The 16,029-nt window shown below is 70.7% G+C and carries 15 protein-coding genes; 11 read left to right on the top strand and 4 right to left on the bottom strand.

Annotated elements, in window-relative coordinates; all coding sequences use genetic code 11:
• Nucleotides 1–109: 109 nt before the first annotated feature.
• Entirely contained in the window at nucleotides 110–1,345 is a 1,236-nt protein-coding gene (locus tag ABZT04_RS39450) for a glycosyltransferase family 87 protein (protein ID WP_356063738.1), read from the bottom strand.
• Between the two features lie 123 nt (nucleotides 1,346–1,468).
• Between ABZT04_RS39450 and ABZT04_RS39445 the strand changes: the two genes are divergently transcribed.
• Nucleotides 1,469–2,611 carry a glycosyltransferase family 4 protein gene (locus tag ABZT04_RS39445; RefSeq protein WP_356063735.1) on the top strand — a complete coding sequence of 381 codons (1,143 nt, stop codon included), beginning with the start codon at nucleotides 1,469–1,471 and terminating at the stop codon, nucleotides 2,609–2,611.
• Between the two features lie 149 nt (nucleotides 2,612–2,760).
• Nucleotides 2,761–4,341, top strand: coding sequence for a GMC oxidoreductase (locus ABZT04_RS39440; RefSeq protein ID WP_356063733.1), 1,581 nt, complete (start codon nucleotides 2,761–2,763; stop codon nucleotides 4,339–4,341).
• 27 nt (nucleotides 4,342–4,368) lie between these two features.
• Here the strand turns inward: ABZT04_RS39440 and ABZT04_RS39435 are convergent, their stop codons facing one another.
• Complete coding sequence (locus ABZT04_RS39435; RefSeq protein ID WP_356063731.1) at nucleotides 4,369–6,165, bottom strand: AMP-dependent synthetase/ligase; 1,797 nt, start codon at nucleotides 6,163–6,165, stop codon at nucleotides 4,369–4,371.
• Nucleotides 6,166–6,461: 296 nt separating this feature from the next.
• Here ABZT04_RS39435 and ABZT04_RS39430 point away from each other — a divergent pair, with 296 nt between their 5' ends.
• The 6 genes from ABZT04_RS39430 (at nucleotide 6,462) to ABZT04_RS39405 (ending at nucleotide 11,655) form a co-directional block, all read left to right on the top strand.
• A complete protein-coding gene (locus tag ABZT04_RS39430; RefSeq protein WP_356063729.1) occupies nucleotides 6,462–7,259 on the top strand; it encodes a metallophosphoesterase in 798 nt (265 codons plus the stop codon).
• A gap of 122 nt (nucleotides 7,260–7,381) precedes the next feature.
• Nucleotides 7,382–7,846, top strand: a complete 465-nt coding sequence (locus tag ABZT04_RS39425; protein WP_356063727.1) for an SRPBCC family protein — start codon at nucleotides 7,382–7,384, stop codon at nucleotides 7,844–7,846.
• A 42-nt stretch (nucleotides 7,847–7,888) separates the two neighbouring features.
• Nucleotides 7,889–9,058, top strand: coding sequence for an ArsA family ATPase (locus tag ABZT04_RS39420; protein WP_356063725.1), 1,170 nt, complete (start codon nucleotides 7,889–7,891; stop codon nucleotides 9,056–9,058).
• 90 nt (nucleotides 9,059–9,148) lie between these two features.
• Complete coding sequence (locus tag ABZT04_RS39415; protein WP_355922325.1) at nucleotides 9,149–9,634, top strand: DUF5304 domain-containing protein; 486 nt, start codon at nucleotides 9,149–9,151, stop codon at nucleotides 9,632–9,634.
• 228 nt (nucleotides 9,635–9,862) lie between these two features.
• Nucleotides 9,863–10,816, top strand: coding sequence for an ROK family glucokinase (locus ABZT04_RS39410; protein WP_355922328.1), 954 nt, complete (start codon nucleotides 9,863–9,865; stop codon nucleotides 10,814–10,816).
• A gap of 80 nt (nucleotides 10,817–10,896) precedes the next feature.
• Entirely contained in the window at nucleotides 10,897–11,655 is a 759-nt protein-coding gene (locus tag ABZT04_RS39405; protein ID WP_356063723.1) for an endonuclease/exonuclease/phosphatase family protein, read from the top strand.
• A 4-nt stretch (nucleotides 11,656–11,659) separates the two neighbouring features.
• Here the strand turns inward: ABZT04_RS39405 and ABZT04_RS39400 are convergent, their stop codons facing one another.
• Nucleotides 11,660–12,268 (bottom strand): hypothetical protein, encoded by a 609-nt coding sequence (locus ABZT04_RS39400; RefSeq protein ID WP_356063720.1) that lies wholly within the window; start codon nucleotides 12,266–12,268, stop codon nucleotides 11,660–11,662.
• Nucleotides 12,261–13,073, bottom strand: coding sequence for an alpha/beta fold hydrolase (locus ABZT04_RS39395; protein WP_356063784.1), 813 nt, complete (start codon nucleotides 13,071–13,073; stop codon nucleotides 12,261–12,263). Before ABZT04_RS39395 ends, ABZT04_RS39400 begins: the two co-directional genes overlap by 8 nt.
• Before the next feature lie 192 nt (nucleotides 13,074–13,265).
• On the opposite strand from ABZT04_RS39395, the gene ABZT04_RS39390 reads away from it, so the two are divergent.
• Genes ABZT04_RS39390 through ABZT04_RS39380 form a run of 3 tightly spaced genes read left to right on the top strand, consistent with a single transcriptional unit; the run spans nucleotide 13,266 to nucleotide 15,937 of the window.
• Nucleotides 13,266–14,012: a lysophospholipid acyltransferase family protein gene (locus ABZT04_RS39390; RefSeq protein WP_356063781.1), complete on the top strand. Its 747-nt coding sequence runs from the start codon at nucleotides 13,266–13,268 to the stop codon at nucleotides 14,010–14,012.
• A 60-nt stretch (nucleotides 14,013–14,072) separates the two neighbouring features.
• Nucleotides 14,073–15,263 (top strand): DUF5931 domain-containing protein, encoded by a 1,191-nt coding sequence (locus ABZT04_RS39385; protein WP_356063779.1) that lies wholly within the window; start codon nucleotides 14,073–14,075, stop codon nucleotides 15,261–15,263.
• On the top strand, nucleotides 15,260–15,937 hold the full coding sequence (locus ABZT04_RS39380; protein WP_356063717.1) for a response regulator transcription factor: 678 nt from the start codon (nucleotides 15,260–15,262) through the stop codon (nucleotides 15,935–15,937). The genes ABZT04_RS39385 and ABZT04_RS39380 overlap by 4 nt, the downstream gene beginning before the upstream one ends.
• The last annotated feature ends 92 nt before the right edge of the window (nucleotides 15,938–16,029 follow it).

The raw sequence follows: 16,029 nt of genomic DNA, 5'->3' as shown, positions 1-16,029 counted from the left end.
GAGGTTCGCCGGAGTTCGCCGTGGTCCGACTTGGCGCTGGCGCTGGCGCTGGCGCTCGCGATGCGGGTGCAGTGCGCTGTCGTCGCCCTCCTGTTTCCGGGGCCCGGCCTCAGGATGACGCCGAAGTCGCCTTCGAGCGCGTCGCCTGACTCGGTAGTGGTGGTACATCCGCCCAGGTGACCGATGCCCGCCACAGTTCGCGTGCCGCTGTGATGGCCGCGGCGATCAGCAGGCCGTTGCGGAGGAGCAGGAGGGTGATGCCCGTGCCGTCGCTGGTGACCACGTGGGCGAACCAGATGGGGAATTCCAGGACCGTGACGAAGGCGGCCGCCAGGACCAGGCCGACCGGGAGTTTCATGCGGCTGGCCCGGAAGCAGGAGCAGACCGCGGCGAGGCCGATCAGCCAGACGATGTACTGGGGGCTGATCACCCGGCTGGTGACCGTGAACAGCAGGACCGCCACGAAGGCCGCGTCCGCGAGGGTGTGAGGGAGGAAGCGGGCCGCCGTCAGGCGCCAGAGCATCAGCCAGCCGAAGGCGATCGCGGTGAGGCCCAGGGCCGCCGTGCTGACCCAGTTGACGTAGGGGCCGACGAACTCCACCGAGCCGTAGTTCAGGAGCACTTGGCCCTGCCAGCCGAAGTGCCGGGCCACGTGGAAGGCCAGGGAGCCCAGTGACTCCACCTCCGTGCCCCGCTCGCGCTGGAAGGTCAGGAACGTGAACGCGCCCGGCATCGACACCGCGAAGAGGGACGCGATCACCACCACGGTCACCGCCGCCGCGCCCCACGCCCGGCGCTTGACCGCGCCCAGCAGAAGCAGCGCAGGCCAGACCTTCAGCAGCGCCCCGAAGCCGACGAGGGCGCCCATCACCCGGGGACGGCGGGCCCCCGCGAGCAGCGCGGCCACGGCGACCGCGGTCACCATCACGTCGTAGCGCGCGTACGCGGTCGGGCCGAGGAGCGGTACGCCCGCCACCCACACCCACGCGCCGCGCAGGGTGCGGCCGGGGCGCAGGCCCGTGTACACGAGCAGGGTCACGACGGTCAGGTCGGCGAGGAAGGCGAGGACGAAGAACGCCGAGGCGTAGTCCAGGAAGCCCAGGAGGGAGGGGGCGAGGATCGGGAGGGCGGCGGCGGGCGGGTACTGCCAGGTGACGTCGTCCAGCGGGAAGCCGCCGTGCCGCAGCGTCTCGAACCAGCCCTGGTAGATCACCGACACGTCGCTGGTGACGTCCGGCCCCGGGAACACGAGCACCTTGAAGACGAACAGCAGCAGCACCACCCTGCTCAGCCCCCAGGCCCCCAGCAGCGCCGCCAGCCGCCGTCTCGCGCCCGCAATCTCCACGTCAGCCCCTGTTCCGCGCCGGATGCCGCATATGAGGGCCACATGATCTCCCGAAGGACTGTGCGAGAGCCATGAAGCACGGCCGTGCCGACCTGTGAGTCCACCCCGGGTAAGGTCTGCCGCGTGCGCAAGACCCTGATCGTGACCAATGACTTCCCGCCCCGGCCCGGTGGCATCCAGGCTTTTCTGCACAACATGGCCCTACGGCTCGAACCCGAGCGGCTCGTCGTCTACGCCTCGACCTGGAAGCGCGGCCGGGAGGGCGCCGAGGCGACCGCCGCCTTCGACGCCGAGCAGCCCTTCACCGTCGTACGGGATGACACGACCATGCTGCTGCCGACGCCCGCGGCGACCCGCACGGCCGTCGGACTGCTGCGGGAACACGGATGTACGGCGGTGTGGTTCGGGGCGGCCGCGCCGCTCGGGCTGATGGCGCCCGCGCTGCGGAAGGCCGGTGCCGAGCGGCTGGTCGCCACCACGCACGGGCACGAGGCCGGGTGGGCGCAGTTGCCCGCCTCGCGTCAACTGCTGGGCAGGATCGGGGAGTCGACGGACACGATCACCTATCTCGGGGAGTACACGCGCTCGCGGATCGCCGCCGCGCTGAGCCCGCAGGCCGCCGCGCGGATGGTCCAACTGCCGCCCGGCGTCGACGAGAAGGTCTTCCACCCGGGGTCCGGCGGTGACGAGGTCCGGGCACGGCTCGGGCTGAGCGACCGGCCCGTGGTCGTGTGCGTCTCGCGGCTCGTGCCGCGCAAGGGGCAGGACACGCTGATCCTCGCCATGCCGCGCATCCTGGTCCGGCAGCCCGACGCCGTCCTGCTGATCGTGGGCGGCGGACCGTACGAGAAGGACCTGCGCCGGCTCGTGCGGGAGACCGGCGTGAGCGACTCCGTGCGCTTCACGGGTTCCGTGCCCTGGGCCGAACTGCCCGCGCACTACGGCGCCGGTGACGTCTTCGCGATGCCCTGCCGCACCCGGCGCGGCGGACTCGACGTGGAGGGACTCGGCATCGTCTACCTGGAGGCGTCCGCCACCGGCCTGCCCGTCGTCGCCGGTGACTCCGGCGGCGCGCCCGACGCGGTGCTCGACGGCGAGACCGGCTGGGTCGTCCGGGGCGGTTCCCCGGAGGAGGCCGCCGACCGGATCGTCGCGCTGCTCGACGACCCGGAGCTGCGGCGGAACATGGGCGAGCGGGGGCGCCGCTGGGTCGAGGAGCGGTGGCGCTGGGACCTCCTCGCCGAGCGGCTGAAGGCCCTGCTGTAAAGGGCTCCGCCGGAGCTTCCGCCGAAGGACCGAACCAAAGTGACCGGTACTCGGCAGTACCTCTAGGCGGAACCGAATAATCCGCACATGCTGCGCACATGACAGTAAAACTGACGCAGCATCAGCTGACGAGACGTCAAATACTGGGCATGGTCGCCCTCCAGACCGCCGCTGCGGCCGGTCTCACCCGTATCGGTCTCCAGTCCGCGCAGGCCGCCGAACCCGCGGCCGTCGAATCCGCCCCCGCGATCGTCGTCGGCTCCGGCTACGGCGGGGCGGTCGCCGCCCTCCGGCTCGGCCAGGCCGGCATCACCACCCTCGTCCTGGAGATGGGCAAGCTCTGGAACACGCCCGGCTCCGACGGCAAGGTCTTCTGCTCGACCGCCGCCCCGGACCAGAGATCCATGTGGTTCAAGACCCGCACCGAGGCCCCGCTCGCCACCTTCCTGTGGCTGGACGTCGTCAACAAGGACATCGGCCTCTACCCCGGCGTCCTGGACCGCGTGCACTACGACAACATGTCCGTCTACGTCGGCCGGGGCGTGGGAGGAGGATCGCTGGTCAACGGCGGGATGGCGGTCACTCCGCTCCAGTCGTACTTCGCCGAGCAGTTCCCCGGCGTGGACGCCGCCCAGATGTACGGCACGTACTTCCCGCGCGCCCGCACCATGCTCGGCGTCAACACCATCGACCCGACCTGGTTCGAGTCGACCGAGTGGTACCAGTTCACCCGTACGTCGAGGAAGGCCGCCGCCAACACCGGCCTGAAGACCACCTTCGTGCCCAACGTCTACGACTTCGGCTACATGCAGAAGGAAGCGGCCGGCACCGCCACCAAGTCCGCGCTCGCACAGGAGGTCATCTACGGCAACAACTACGGCAAGAAGAGCCTCGACAAGACCTATCTCGCCGCCGCGCTCGGCACCGGCAAGGTCACCATCCACACCCTGGAGAAGGTCAAGGCGGTCACGCGGGCGAGCGACGGGTCGTACGTCCTGAGTGTCGACCGGATCGACAACACCGGCGCGGTTGTCGAGACCAAGCAGTACACCTGCACCTATCTGTTCCTCGGCGGCGGCAGCCTCGGCACCACCGAACTCCTCGTCCGCGCCCGGGACACGGGCACCCTGCCCGCGCTCAACTCCTCGGTCGGGGCGGGCTGGGGGCCCAACGGCAACACCATGCTGGGCCGCGCCAACCACATCTGGGACACCACCGGCGCCAACCAGGCGACCATGCCGGTCATGGGCATCGACGACTGGGCCAACACCGACAACCCGGTCTTCGCGGAGATCGCCCCGCTGCCCATCGGGTTCGAGACCTGGGTGAGCCTCTATCTGGCGATCACCAAGAACCCCCAACGGGCGTCCTTCACCTACGACTCGGCGAGCGGCACGGTGAAGCTGGGCTGGACCGCGGCCCAGAGCGCGGTCTCGGTCGCCATGGCCAAGAAGCTGTTCGACCGGATCAACTCGGCGAACGTGACGGTCTACCGGTCCGACCTGTTCGGATCGAGCGGCAAGGTGTTCGCGGACGACTTCTGCTACCACCCGCTCGGCGGCTGCGTGTTGGGCAACGCGACCGACAACTACGGCCGGGTGAAGGGGTATTCGAAGCTGTACATCACGGACGGTTCGCTGGTGCCCGGCAACATCGGCGTGAACCCGTTCGTCACCATCACCGCGCTCGCCGAGCGCACGCTGGAACGGGTCCTCGCCGAGGACTTCTGAGCACCGGGCAGAAACCCAACTACCCGTCTACTTCTGGTAGATGGCCTCGATCTCGTCCGCGTAGTCCTTGGCCACCACATTGCGCTTGAGCTTCAGCGACGGCGTCAGATGGCCCGACTCCTCCGTGAACTGGGAGGACAGAATGCGGAACTTCCGCACCGATTCCGCCTTCGACACCGCGGCGTTGCCGTCGTCGACCGCGTCCTGGATCGCCTGCACCAGGTCCGGATCGTCACGCAGCGACGCCGCGGTGGAACCCGCCGGCTTGCCGTGCTCGTCCGCCCAGCGGCCCAGGAACTCGTCGTCGATGGTGACCAGCGCGCCCACGAAGGGCCGCCCGTCGCCGACGACCATGCACTCCGCGACCAGCGCGTGCGCGCGGATCCGGTCCTCGATCACGGCCGGGGCGACGTTCTTTCCGCCCGCGGTGACGATGATCTCCTTCTTGCGGCCGGTGATCCTGAGGTAGCCGTCCTCGTCGAGGGTGCCGATGTCCCCGGTGTGGAACCAGCCGTCGGCCAGCGCCTCGGCCGTGGCGGCCTCGTTGTTCCAGTAGCCCTTGAACAGGTGCTCGCCGTGCAGCAGCACCTCGCCGTCGTCCGCGATGCGCACCACCGAACCGGGCAGCGGCTGACCGACCGTGCCGATCTTCGTCCGGTCCCAGGGGTTGAACGCGGTGGCGGCACAGGACTCGGTCAGGCCGTAGCCCTCGAGGACCGTGAAGCCGATACCGCGGAAGAAGTGACCGAGCCGCTCGCCCAGCGGGGCGCCGCCGGAGATCGCGTACTCGCCCCGGCCGCCGAGCACCGCGCGCAGCTTGCTGTAGACGAGCTTGTCGAACGTTCTGTACTTGATCTTCAGGCCGAGCGACGGACCCGAGGGGGTGTCCAGCGCGCGGCTGTAGGTGATCGCGGTGTCCGCGGCCTTGTCGAAGATCTTGCCCTTGCCGTCCGCCTGCGCCTTGGCGCGCGCCGAGTTGTAGACCTTCTCGAAGACGCGCGGCACACCGAGGATCAACGTCGGCCGGAACGAGGCCAGTTCGTCGGTGAGGTTCTTGATGTCCGGGACCAGGCCCAGCTTGATCGGCGCCATCATCGGGGCGATCTGCACCAGCCGCCCGAAGACGTGCGCCAGCGGCAGGAACAGCAGCACCGAGCACTCGCCGGTGCGGAACAGCGGGCGCAGCCGCTCCACGATGTTGCCGCACTCCGCGAAGAAGCTGCGGTGGGTGAGCACACAGCCCTTGGGGCGGCCCGTCGTACCGGAGGTGTAGACGATGGTCGCCGGGTCGTCGGCCTTCGCCAGCGAGCTGCGCTCCTCGACCGTGGCGTCGGTGACGTCCTTGCCAGCGCGGCCCAGCTCGTCGATCGCGCCGGCGTCGATCTGCCAGACATGCTTGAGCGCGGGCAGGTGCTCACGCACCGACTCGACGGCGGCGGCGTGCCCGTCCTGCTCCACGACCACGGCGGTGGCGCCCGAGTCGCTCAGGATCCACTGCACCTGCTCCGCGGAGCTGGTCTCGTACACCGGCACGGTGATCGCGCCCGCACACCAGATCGCGAAGTCGAGCAGCGTCCACTCGTACCGCGTGCGGGACATCAGGCCGACCCGGTCGCCGGGCTGGACGCCGGAGGCGATGAGCCCCTTGGCGGCGGCGTGCACCTCGGCGAGGAAGACCGTGGCGGTCACGTCCTGCCAGCCGCCGTTCGCCTTGCGGGCGATGACGGCGACATCTGGGTGCTGCGCGGCGTTTCTGCGGACGATGTCGGTCAGATTGCCGTCCGCAGGGACCTCGTACAAAGCCGGAAGGCTGAACTCGCGCAAGACTGCTGCTCCTCATAGGGCGCCGGCGCCACGACGTTGTGTGATGCGACGGTCCGGTCCAAGGCTCGGGCAGGTGCGTCAGGAATCAGTGGTTGAAATCCTGAGCACGACTGGACTGCCCGGACGTTACCCGCCGGTATGGCCTCTACGACAGGGGGTCCCGGTGAGATGTTCGCTGCGTCACACAGATTGGTGTTTCCTCGCGCACAGTAGTCCACGCCTTTCTTGACTGGCCAGTAACCGCGAGCTCGGCCGCCACTGTTCACGTTTGCCGCACACGCCTACCCTTGATCGCCATGGCACCCACACCATCCGGCAACTCCAGGACGCGCGTACATGTGGTCAGCGATGTGCACGGCAACGCCCGTGACCTGGCCAGATCCGGTGAGGGTGCCGACGCCCTGATCTGTCTGGGCGACCTGGTCCTCTTCCTCGACTACGCCGACCACACGCGCGGCATCTTCCCCGACCTGTTCGGCGAGGAGAACGCCGACCAACTGGTCGAGCTGCGCACCGCCCGCCGCTTCGAGGAGGCCCGCGAACTCGGCGCCCGCCTCTGGAGCGCGGTCGGCGGGGATCGCGCGGCCCTGATCGAGAAGGCGGTGCGCAAGCAGTACGCGGAGATGTTCGCCGCCTTCCCCACCCCGACGTACGCCACCTACGGCAATGTCGACATGCCGACCCTGTGGTCCGAGTACGCCGGACCCGGCACCACCGTGCTCGACGGCGAGCGGATCGAGATCGGCGGCTGGACCTTCGGCTTCGTCGGCGGCGGCCTGCGCACCCCGATGCGCACGCCGTACGAGATCGGCGACGAGGAGTACGCCGCGAAGATCGAGGCCCTCGGCGAGGTCGACGTCCTGTGCACCCACATTCCGCCCGAGGTCCCCGAGTTGGTCTACGACACCGTCGCGCGCCGCTTCGAGCGCGGCAGCCGGGCCCTTCTGGACGCCATCCGTCGCACCCGGCCCCGCTATTCACTCTTCGGACACGTCCACCAGCCGCTCGTACGGAGGATGCGGATCGGGGCGACCGAGTGCGTGAACGTCGGGCACTTCGCGGGGAGCGGCAAGCCCTGGGCGCTGGAATGGTGACCGCCCCCTGATGTCCGCAGGTAGGGGGTGAAGTGGGGCGGTCGACCGCGCGGTAGCCTTCACGCGGCACACACGTGTGCACGGCGACGTCCTACCGGCCCGCATCTGGAGGAGCCACAGCGATGGCGGAACACACCAGCTCGTCCATCACGATCGAGGCGGCACCGGCCGACGTCATGGAGGTGATCGCCGACTTCGCCCGCTACCCGGACTGGACCGGCGAGGTGAAGGAGGCGGACGTCCTCAAGACCGACGAGCGGGGCCGCGCCGAACAGGTCCGGCTCGTCATGGACGCCGGCGCGATCAAGGACGACCAGGTCCTCGCCTACACCTGGACCGGCGACAACGAGGTCTCCTGGACCCTCGTCAAGTCCCAGATGCTGCGCTCCCTGGACGGCTCCTACCTCCTCAAGCCCACCGCCGCGGGCACCACCGAGGTCACCTACCTCCTGACGGTGGACGTCAAGATCCCCATGCTGGGCATGATCAAGCGCAAGGCCGAGAAGGTCATCATCGACCGCGCGCTGGCCGGACTGAAGAAGCGCGTGGAGTCGGGCGACCAGGCGGCGGAGTCGGGCGGGAAGTAGCCCGTCCGGCCCGCACCGCGCGGCCGGGTAGCGTTGACACTTATGCGCACTCTCCTGATCACGGGCCCCGGCGGCAGCGGTCGTAGCACGATCGCCGCCGCCACCGCCCTGGCCGCCGCGCGGGAAGGGACCCGGACCCTCGTCCTCGGTGCCGACCGCGCGGACACCCTCGGCGCCGCCCTGGGCGTGGTGACGGGAGCGGCGCCCGTGGAGGCCGCCGAGCACCTCACCGCCTGGCGGCCCGACGCCACCGAGTCCTTCCGCGCCGACCTCACCGCCTTCCAGGAACGCGCGGCCTCGGCCCTCGAACTCCTCGGCGCCGCCCGCCTCGACGCCGAAGAACTCACCCCCCTCCCCGGCGCCGAGGAACTCGCCCTCCTGCGCGCCCTGCGCGACGCGGCCCTCTCGGACGTCTACGACCTGCTCGTCGTAGACCTCCCGCCCACCCCGCACGCGCTCGCCCTCCTCGCCCTCCCCGAGGAACTCCGCCGCTATCTGCGCCGCCTCCTGCCCGCCGAGCGGCAGGCCGCCCGCGCCCTGCGCCCGGTCCTCGGCCGCCTCGCCGGCGTCCCGATGCCCTCCGAGTGGCTCTACGACACGGCAGGCCGCTGGGATGTCGAACTGGCCGCCGTGCAAGCCGTCCTCGCCGACCGGAACACCGCCGTACGCCTGGTCGCCGAGCCCGGACCGGCCGGCGCCGACGCCGTCCGCGCGGCCGGCCTCGCCCTCGCGCTGCGCGGACTGCGCCCCGACCTGCTGGTCGCCAACCGGGTGCTGCCCGACTCCGCCGAGGACCCCTGGCTCGCCGGCCCGGTCGCCCAGCAGGGCAAGACCCTGGACGAGTGGCAGGGCACGTACGACGTCCGGCCCGTCCGCCACCTCGGCCACGACCCGCGCGGCACCGACGACCTCGCCGCGCTCGCCGTGCCCGGTGCCGGTGCGACCGGCTCCACCGTCGAGTGGCCCGTCGCCGACCGGCTCGCCGAGGACGGTGTGCTGGTCTGGCACATCCCGCTGCCCGGCGCGATACGCGACGAGCTGGACCTCGTCCGCCGCGGCGACGAACTCGTCGTCGCCGTCGGCCAGTTCCGCCGGATCGTGCCGCTCCCGTCGGCCCTGCGTCGCTGCACCGTGGCCGGCGCCGCCCTGCGCGAGGGCGAACTGCGCATCCGCTTCACCCCCGACCCCGGGCTGTGGCCGCAGGGAAGGTGACCGCGCCGGCATTTCTGGGCGCGGAGACGGTGAAGCACCTACGCCCGTTCGGGTAACGTCGTAGAGACGAACCGTAGTCAGGAGTCCGTCATGAGCGAAGAGCTCCCCCCGTCCGACGCCGGCCAGGAAGAGGCGCTCGACGAGGTACGGGCGACCGACGCCGACGCGTGGGCGACGGCGGCCGCTGAAGACCTCGCGGCGGAGAAGGCCCGCCGCCGCACCCAGTACGGCCCGCCCCCGGGCTCGGCCGCCGAGGAACTGCGCAAGCTCGTCGACACCGTCGCGGACAAGCTGTCCGGCCTCCAGTCCCCGCTGCTCGGCCAGGTCGCGGGACCGGCCGCCCAACAGGTGGTCAAGCAGGTCGTCCAGCAGGCCAAGGCCGCCGTCGAGCCCGTCATCGAACGCAACCCGGACGTCTTCGACCACCTCGCGGCCGCGGGCAACGAACTCCTCGCCGCATACCGCTCCGCCGTCCAGGCCCAGGAACAACGCTGGACGGCCCGCGACAGCGAGCTGAAGAAGCTGCGCGACCCCGGTGACGACTCCGGCCCGGGTGAGCGCATCGACCTGGACTAGAGGGCCTGAGGGCCTGCCGCCGGATTCGCGTCTGCCCGGCGGGGCCTGGCACGCGCATCTGCGGCGTTGTCGTCGGTCGCCGACGCTCCGCGTCGACTCCCTCCTCCGCCTTGCAGCTGCACGCACCAGGCCCCGCCGGGCCCGCCCTACGGGCGAACGACGCGAATCCGACGGCAGGCCCTCGGGTACGGTGGGCCGTAGCGGGGCTCGACCGAAACTGAGGGATTCATGGGACTCACCATCGGCGTCGATATCGGCGGCACGAAGATCGCGGCCGGCGTGGTCGACGAGGAAGGCAACATCCTCTCGACCCACCAGGTGCCGACCCCGGGCACACCCGAGGGCATCGTGGACGCCATCGCCGCCGCCGTCGACGGAGCGCGCGCCGGTCACGAGATCGTCGGCGTGGGCATCGGTGCGGCCGGGTACGTCAACCGCCAGCGGTCCACGGTCTACTTCGCGCCGAACATCGACTGGCGCCAGGAGCCGCTGAAGGAGAAGGTCGAGGCCCGCGTGGGCCTCCCCGTCGTCGTGGAGAACGACGCGAACGCCGCGGCCTGGGGCGAATACAAGTTCGGCGCCGGCAAGGGCCACCGCAACGTCATCTGCATCACGCTCGGCACCGGCCTCGGCGGCGGCATCATCATCGGCAACAAGCTGCGCCGCGGGCACTTCGGGGTGGCCGCCGAGTTCGGCCACATCCGCATGGTCCCGGACGGCCTGCTGTGCGGCTGCGGTTCGCAGGGCTGCTGGGAGCAGTACGCGTCGGGGCGCGCGCTCGTGCGCTATGCCAAGCAGCGCGCCAACGCCACCCCCGAGGCCGCCGAGGTCCTGCTGTCCCTCGGCGACGGCAGCCCCGACGGCATCGAGGGCAAGCACATCTCCATGGCCGCCCGGCAGGGCGACCCGGTGGCCGTCGACTCCTACCGCGAGCTGGCCCGCTGGGCCGGCGCCGGCCTCGCCGACCTGGCCTCCCTCTTCGACCCCTCCGCGTTCATCGTCGGCGGCGGCCTCTCGGACGAGGGCGAGCTGGTCCTCGACCCGATCCGCAAGTCCTACAAGCGCTGGCTGGTCGGCGGCAACTGGCGCCCGGTCGCCGACGTGATCGCCGCGCAACTGGGCAACAAGGCGGGCATGGTCGGCGCGGCCGACCTGGCGCGGGAGCCCGACCCGATCATGTAGTGCCCTGAACCCGAGTCTCAGGTGATGAGCCCGCCGCGCCCCTCTCTCAGGCCGGCGGGCTTCGTCGTATCTTGATCCGCATGGCGACTTCGACCCCGCTGCTCCCCAACTCCCGCACCGAACCCGACGGTTCCGCCGTCGTCCGCGTCCTGAGCTACAACATCCGCTCGATGCGCGACGACACCGACGCCCTGGCCCGGGTGATCAGGGCCTGCGCCCCGGACCTCGTCCTCGTCCAGGAAGCCCCCCGGTTCTTCCGCTGGCGCAAGAAGCTCGCCCGGCTGGCCTCCGCGACCGACCTCGTCGTCCTCGGCGGCGGAGGCACCTCGGCCGGCCCCGCCCTGCTCTGCTCGCTGCGGGCCACGGTCGAGCGCACCGAGGACGTGCTCCTCCCGCTGACACCCGGTGAACACCGGCGCGGCTTCGCGACCGCCGTCGTACGGTTCGGGGGCGTCCGGCTCGGTGTGCTGAGCTGCCATCTCAGCCTGCGCCAGGACGAGCGCTACGAGCAGGGCGGCATGCTCCTCGACCGGCTGGCCGGCATGGGCGTGGACCACACCATCGCGGGCGGCGACCTCAACGACCGCCCCGGCGGCCGGACCTTCGGGCGGCTGGCCGAGGACCTCCAGGACTGCTGGGCCACCGCGCCCTGGGGCGCCGAGTACACCTGGACCCCCGGCAACCCCTTCCAGCGCATCGACGCGATCTTCGCCTCGAAGGGCATCGAGGTGCTCGGCTGCGGGGTCCCGCTCGGGCTGCCCGGGATCACGGAGACAGACGTGAGGGCGGCCACGGACCACTTCCCGGTCCTCGCCGCCCTCAGAATCCCAGCGCGGTAGACGGCTAGACGACGGCTCCGCGTCCGGGGTCGTCGCCCTCGTCCTCGTCGGTCCGCATGCGCATCACCAGCGTGCCGAAGCCGCCCAGAAAGCCGCCGACGCCGATGGTCGTCAGCCACCAGGTCATGTCCCAGCCGAGCAGCACCGCCAGCAGCAGGAGGATCGGGCCGCCGATCACCCCCAGCCAGGCGAACTTGGCCGTGGTGTCCGCGGCCGGCAACGGGGGCGGCTCCGGCGGCACGAAGTGGCCCTCGTCGTCCTCGTCGAAGTCCTCCTCGGAGGAGTCCGGCGCGGTGTAGTCACGGGGGCCGCCGACACCGGGCGCGAAGGAGACCGAGCTGCCCAGCGGCTTGGCGGGCGGCTCCTCCTCCGTGCCCTTGTCCTTGGCCTCGGCCTTGTCCTGCTTCTCGGCCTCGGGCTTGGGCTGCTCGTCGTTCTTCTCGGGATCGAGCAGCGCCAGGTCCTCGATCGACTTGAACGGCTTGACGCCCGGCGGATCCTTGGGCTCCTCGCCATATCCGGCGACGATCGCGGCCCACGCGGCCTCCTCGTCGAACGGGACGCCCTGCTCGTCCGGTTCGAGGCCCTCGCGGTCGGAGTCGTGCTCAGCCACCTGTGGCCGTCCCTTCCTGCTCGCTCACCCGGCCCGTGTCGGACGCCTGCTTGCCGACACTGGGTGCGAGCCGGCCGATGAACCCGAAGCTCTCCTCGAAAATCCGGTCCGCGTCGTGGTCCAACGTCGCGACGTGGTAGCTCTGTTCCAGCAGGATCTCCGTCACATCGGCGGAGGAAACCCGGCTGAGGACACGGGCCGAGTCGGCCGGCGGAACCACATGGTCCTGGGGGCTGCGCAGCAGCAGGAGCGGCTGGGTGACCTGCGGAAGCTCACGGTCGACCAGTCGGAAGAAATTGCGCAGGGCGTGCGCGGCGTGCAGCGGCACCTTGGCGTACCCGAGCTCCTCGCCGCCCTCCTTCGCGATGTCGCTGGCGATGCCGGGTGCCGTACGCACGAAGTGGCGGGCCACCGGAAGGGCGTACGCGGCGAGGCCGTGCACCTTGATACCCGGGTTGACGACCACGACGCCACTGATCTCGTCGCCGTGCTTCGCGGCCAGCCGCAGGGCCAGCGCGCCGCCCATGGACAGGCCCGCGACGAAGACCTGCGAGCAGCGCTCGCGCAGGGTGCGCAGCTCGCGGTCCACCTCCGCGTACCAGTCCTGCCAGCCGGTGAGCTGCATGTCCTCCCAGCGGGTGCCGTGCCCGGGCAGCAGCGGCAGGGACACGGTGAGGCCGCGCTCGGCCAGATACTGGGCCCAGGGGCGCAGCGACTGCGGGGAACCGGTGAAGCCGTGGCAGAGGAGAACTCCGACCTCCCCGCCCTCGTGGCGGTACGGCTCGGCTCCGGGGAGGACCGGCACCTTCGGTCTCCTGTTCATGAGAGGGGCGTGTTCATGAGAAGCGTGGTCGTGCGAGGGGTGTGGACAAGTCCAGGTGCGGTTAACCGTACGCGACCGCACTGACACCGACCAGGGTCGTCGGGTCCTTTGACGGTGCTCCGGGTTAAGGTCTGATCGACGGACACGGGAGGCACTGGGTTGTTGTACGGCACGATGAAGGTCGCCATCGGGGGACCGCTCAAGGTCGCCTTCCGGCCCTGGGTGGAGGGCCTTGAGAACATTCCGGCCGAGGGCGCCGCGATCCTGGCGAGCAATCACCTCTCGTTCTCGGACTCGTTCTTCCTGCCCGCGGTCCTCGACCGCAAGGTGACCTTCATCGCGAAGGCCGAGTACTTCACGACGCCCGGGGTGAAGGGCAAGCTGACCGCCGCGTTCTTCAAGGGCGCCGGCCAGCTCCCCGTGGACCGATCCGGTGCGCGCGGGGCCGGCGAGGCCGCGATCAAGGCCGGGCTCGACGTCCTGGAGCGCGGTGAACTGTTCGGTATCTATCCGGAGGGCACGCGCTCCCCGGACGGCCGCCTCTACCGCGGCAAGCCGGGTGGCCTCGCGCGTGTGGCGCTCGCCTCCGGGGCGCCGGTCATCCCGGTCGCGATGATCGACACGGAGAAGATCCAGCCGCCCGGCAAGGTCATGCCGAAGCTGATGCGCCCGGGTATCCGGATCGGCGAGCCGCTCGACTTCAGCCGGTACAGCGGCATGGAGCACGACCGTTTCGTCCTCCGCGCGGTGACCGACGAGGTCATGTACGAGATCATGAAGCTCTCCGGCCAGGAGTACGTCGACATCTACGCGACGGCCGCCAAGCGGCGGATCGCGGACGCGGCGAAGGCGGAGAAGGAAGCGGACAAGGCGGCCAAGGCCGCGCTCGCACAAGCGGAGAAGGAACAGACCAGTCCCTAGGTGGGGCGGTCTGTGTCGGGGGTGGGGGAGTTGGCAGCCAAGCGCGTACGCGTCGTCAGGATGTCCGTCGAGCAGCCGTTGTGGCGTGCGCTGAGCGGGTACCGCGTACTGACCATGCTGTACGCGGTCGGGCTGTTCGCCTCCGCCTACGACGAGTTCGACCGTCCGGGCATCGCCATCGCCTTCTACGTCGTCCTGTTCGTCTGGACGCTGGCCACCCTGCCCCGGGTGCAGAGCGCGGTCGCCTGCACCAAGCGCTTCCTCGCCGCCGACCTCGCGATCGCGCTGATCGGCATCGTCCTCACCCCGGTCGCGGCCGACGACCACCACATCCAGAGCGGCGGCCCCACCCTGCCGTCGATATGGACCGCCGGCTCGGTCCTCGCCTATGCCATCAAGGGCGGCTGGCGCTGGGCCGCGTTCGCCTCCACACCGGTCGCCGTCGCCAACCTGGTCGAGCGCGGCTCCCCGGCCCGCGACACCGTCCACAACGTGGTCCTCGTCTGGGTCGCCTCCATCGCCATCGGCTACGTCGTGGAGGTCGCCCGCGCCTCCGAGCGCACCCTCGCCCGCGCCCTGGAGATCGAGGCCGCCACCCGGGAGCGGGAGCGGCTGGCCCGGGACATCCACGACGGTGTCCTCCAGGTGCTGGCCATGGTGCAGCGGCGAGGTGCCGTGCTCGGCGGCGAGGCGGGCGAGCTGGGCCGGATGGCGGGTGAGCAGGAGGTCGCCCTGCGCACCCTGGTGTCCGGCGGTCTGGTGCCGCCGTCCCGGGTGTCGCTGGACGCGGCGGAGGGTGCGGTCGTGAGAGCCGTGGAAGAAGAACCCGATGACGACGACGGCCTGGTCGACCTGCGCACGCTACTCGCCCCGTACGCCGCCGCGAAGGTGAGTTTCGCCGAGCCCGGCGCCCCGGTGCCGCTGCCCGTGCCCGCCGCGAAGGAACTGGCCGCGGCCGTCGGTGCCGCCCTGGACAATGTGCGCAGGCACGCCGGTGCGGACGCCCGTGCCTGGATCCTGGTCGAGGACGAGCCCGGGGAGGTCGTCGTGACCGTACGGGACGACGGACCAGGCATCCCCGAGGGGCGGCTCGCGCAGGCCGAGGGGGAGGGGCGGCTCGGGGTCGCCCTGTCGATCCGGGGCCGGCTGCGGGACCTCGGCGGCAGCGCCGAGCTGGTGTCGATTCCCGGGCAGGGCACGGAAGTTGAGCTGAAGGTACCGAAGGCGCGGGGGAGGGCGGGAACACGATGAGTGAGCAGCGGGACCCGATCAGGGTCATGGTGGTCGACGACCATCCGATGTGGCGTGACGCCGTCGCCCGGGACCTCGCCGAATCCGGCTTCGACGTGGTCGCCACCGCCGGGGACGGCGAGCAGGCGGTACGCCGTGCCAGGGCCGCCGCCCCCGACGTCCTCGTCCTCGACCTGAACCTGCCGGCGCTGCCCGGCGTCCAGGTCTGCAAGGAACTGGTCGGCGCCAACCCGGCGTTGCGGGTCCTGGTCCTCTCCGCGAGCGGTGAGCACGCCGACGTACTGGAGGCGGTGAAGTCGGGCGCGACCGGCTATCTGCTCAAGTCGGCTTCCACGGAAGAGCTGTTGGACGCGGTGCGCCGTACGGCGGTCGGCGACCCGGTGTTCACCCCCGGGCTCGCCGGACTGGTCCTCGGCGAGTACCGGCGCCTCGCCTCCGACCCGGCACCGGCCGCCGACGGCGACGAGCCCAAGGCGCCCCAACTCACCGACCGGGAGACCGAGGTGCTGCGCCTGGTCGCCAAGGGCCTGAGCTACAAGCAGATCGCCGAACGCCTGGTCATCTCGCACCGCACGGTCCAGAACCACGTCCAGAACACCCTGGGCAAGCTCCAGTTGCACAACCGGGTGGAGCTGGTCCGGTACGCGATAGAGCGCGGCCTCGACGACGCGTAGGCCGACCGCTAGATCAACTACCGGACAATTCAACGGAATTGATGGGGGAATTGACCTTCCCGCCCATCCCTCTGTGACCTGGATCACCATTA

The organism is Streptomyces sp. NPDC005492 (genome assembly GCF_040605995.1).
Classification (GTDB): Bacteria; Actinomycetota; Actinomycetes; order Streptomycetales; family Streptomycetaceae; genus Streptomyces.
Note: the sequence above shows the minus strand (reverse complement) of the source record. Positions and strands in the feature narration are given on the sequence as shown.

What these genes read in the sequence shown, in the direction of transcription:
- ABZT04_RS39440 (WP_356063733.1), top strand. Translation starts at nt 2,761, where the DNA reads ATGGTCGCCCTCCAGACCGCCGCTGCGGCCGGTCTCACCCGTATCGGT.
- ABZT04_RS39430 (WP_356063729.1), top strand. Translation starts at nt 6,462, where the DNA reads ATGGCACCCACACCATCCGGCAACTCCAGGACGCGCGTACATGTGGTC.
- ABZT04_RS39425 (WP_356063727.1), top strand. Translation starts at nt 7,382, where the DNA reads ATGGCGGAACACACCAGCTCGTCCATCACGATCGAGGCGGCACCGGCC.
- ABZT04_RS39420 (WP_356063725.1), top strand. Translation starts at nt 7,889, where the DNA reads ATGCGCACTCTCCTGATCACGGGCCCCGGCGGCAGCGGTCGTAGCACG.
- ABZT04_RS39415 (WP_355922325.1), top strand. Translation starts at nt 9,149, where the DNA reads ATGAGCGAAGAGCTCCCCCCGTCCGACGCCGGCCAGGAAGAGGCGCTC.
- ABZT04_RS39410 (WP_355922328.1), top strand. Translation starts at nt 9,863, where the DNA reads ATGGGACTCACCATCGGCGTCGATATCGGCGGCACGAAGATCGCGGCC.
- ABZT04_RS39405 (WP_356063723.1), top strand. Translation starts at nt 10,897, where the DNA reads ATGGCGACTTCGACCCCGCTGCTCCCCAACTCCCGCACCGAACCCGAC.
- ABZT04_RS39390 (WP_356063781.1), top strand. Translation starts at nt 13,266, where the DNA reads ATGAAGGTCGCCATCGGGGGACCGCTCAAGGTCGCCTTCCGGCCCTGG.
- ABZT04_RS39385 (WP_356063779.1), top strand. Translation starts at nt 14,073, where the DNA reads ATGTCCGTCGAGCAGCCGTTGTGGCGTGCGCTGAGCGGGTACCGCGTA.
- ABZT04_RS39380 (WP_356063717.1), top strand. Translation starts at nt 15,260, where the DNA reads ATGAGTGAGCAGCGGGACCCGATCAGGGTCATGGTGGTCGACGACCAT.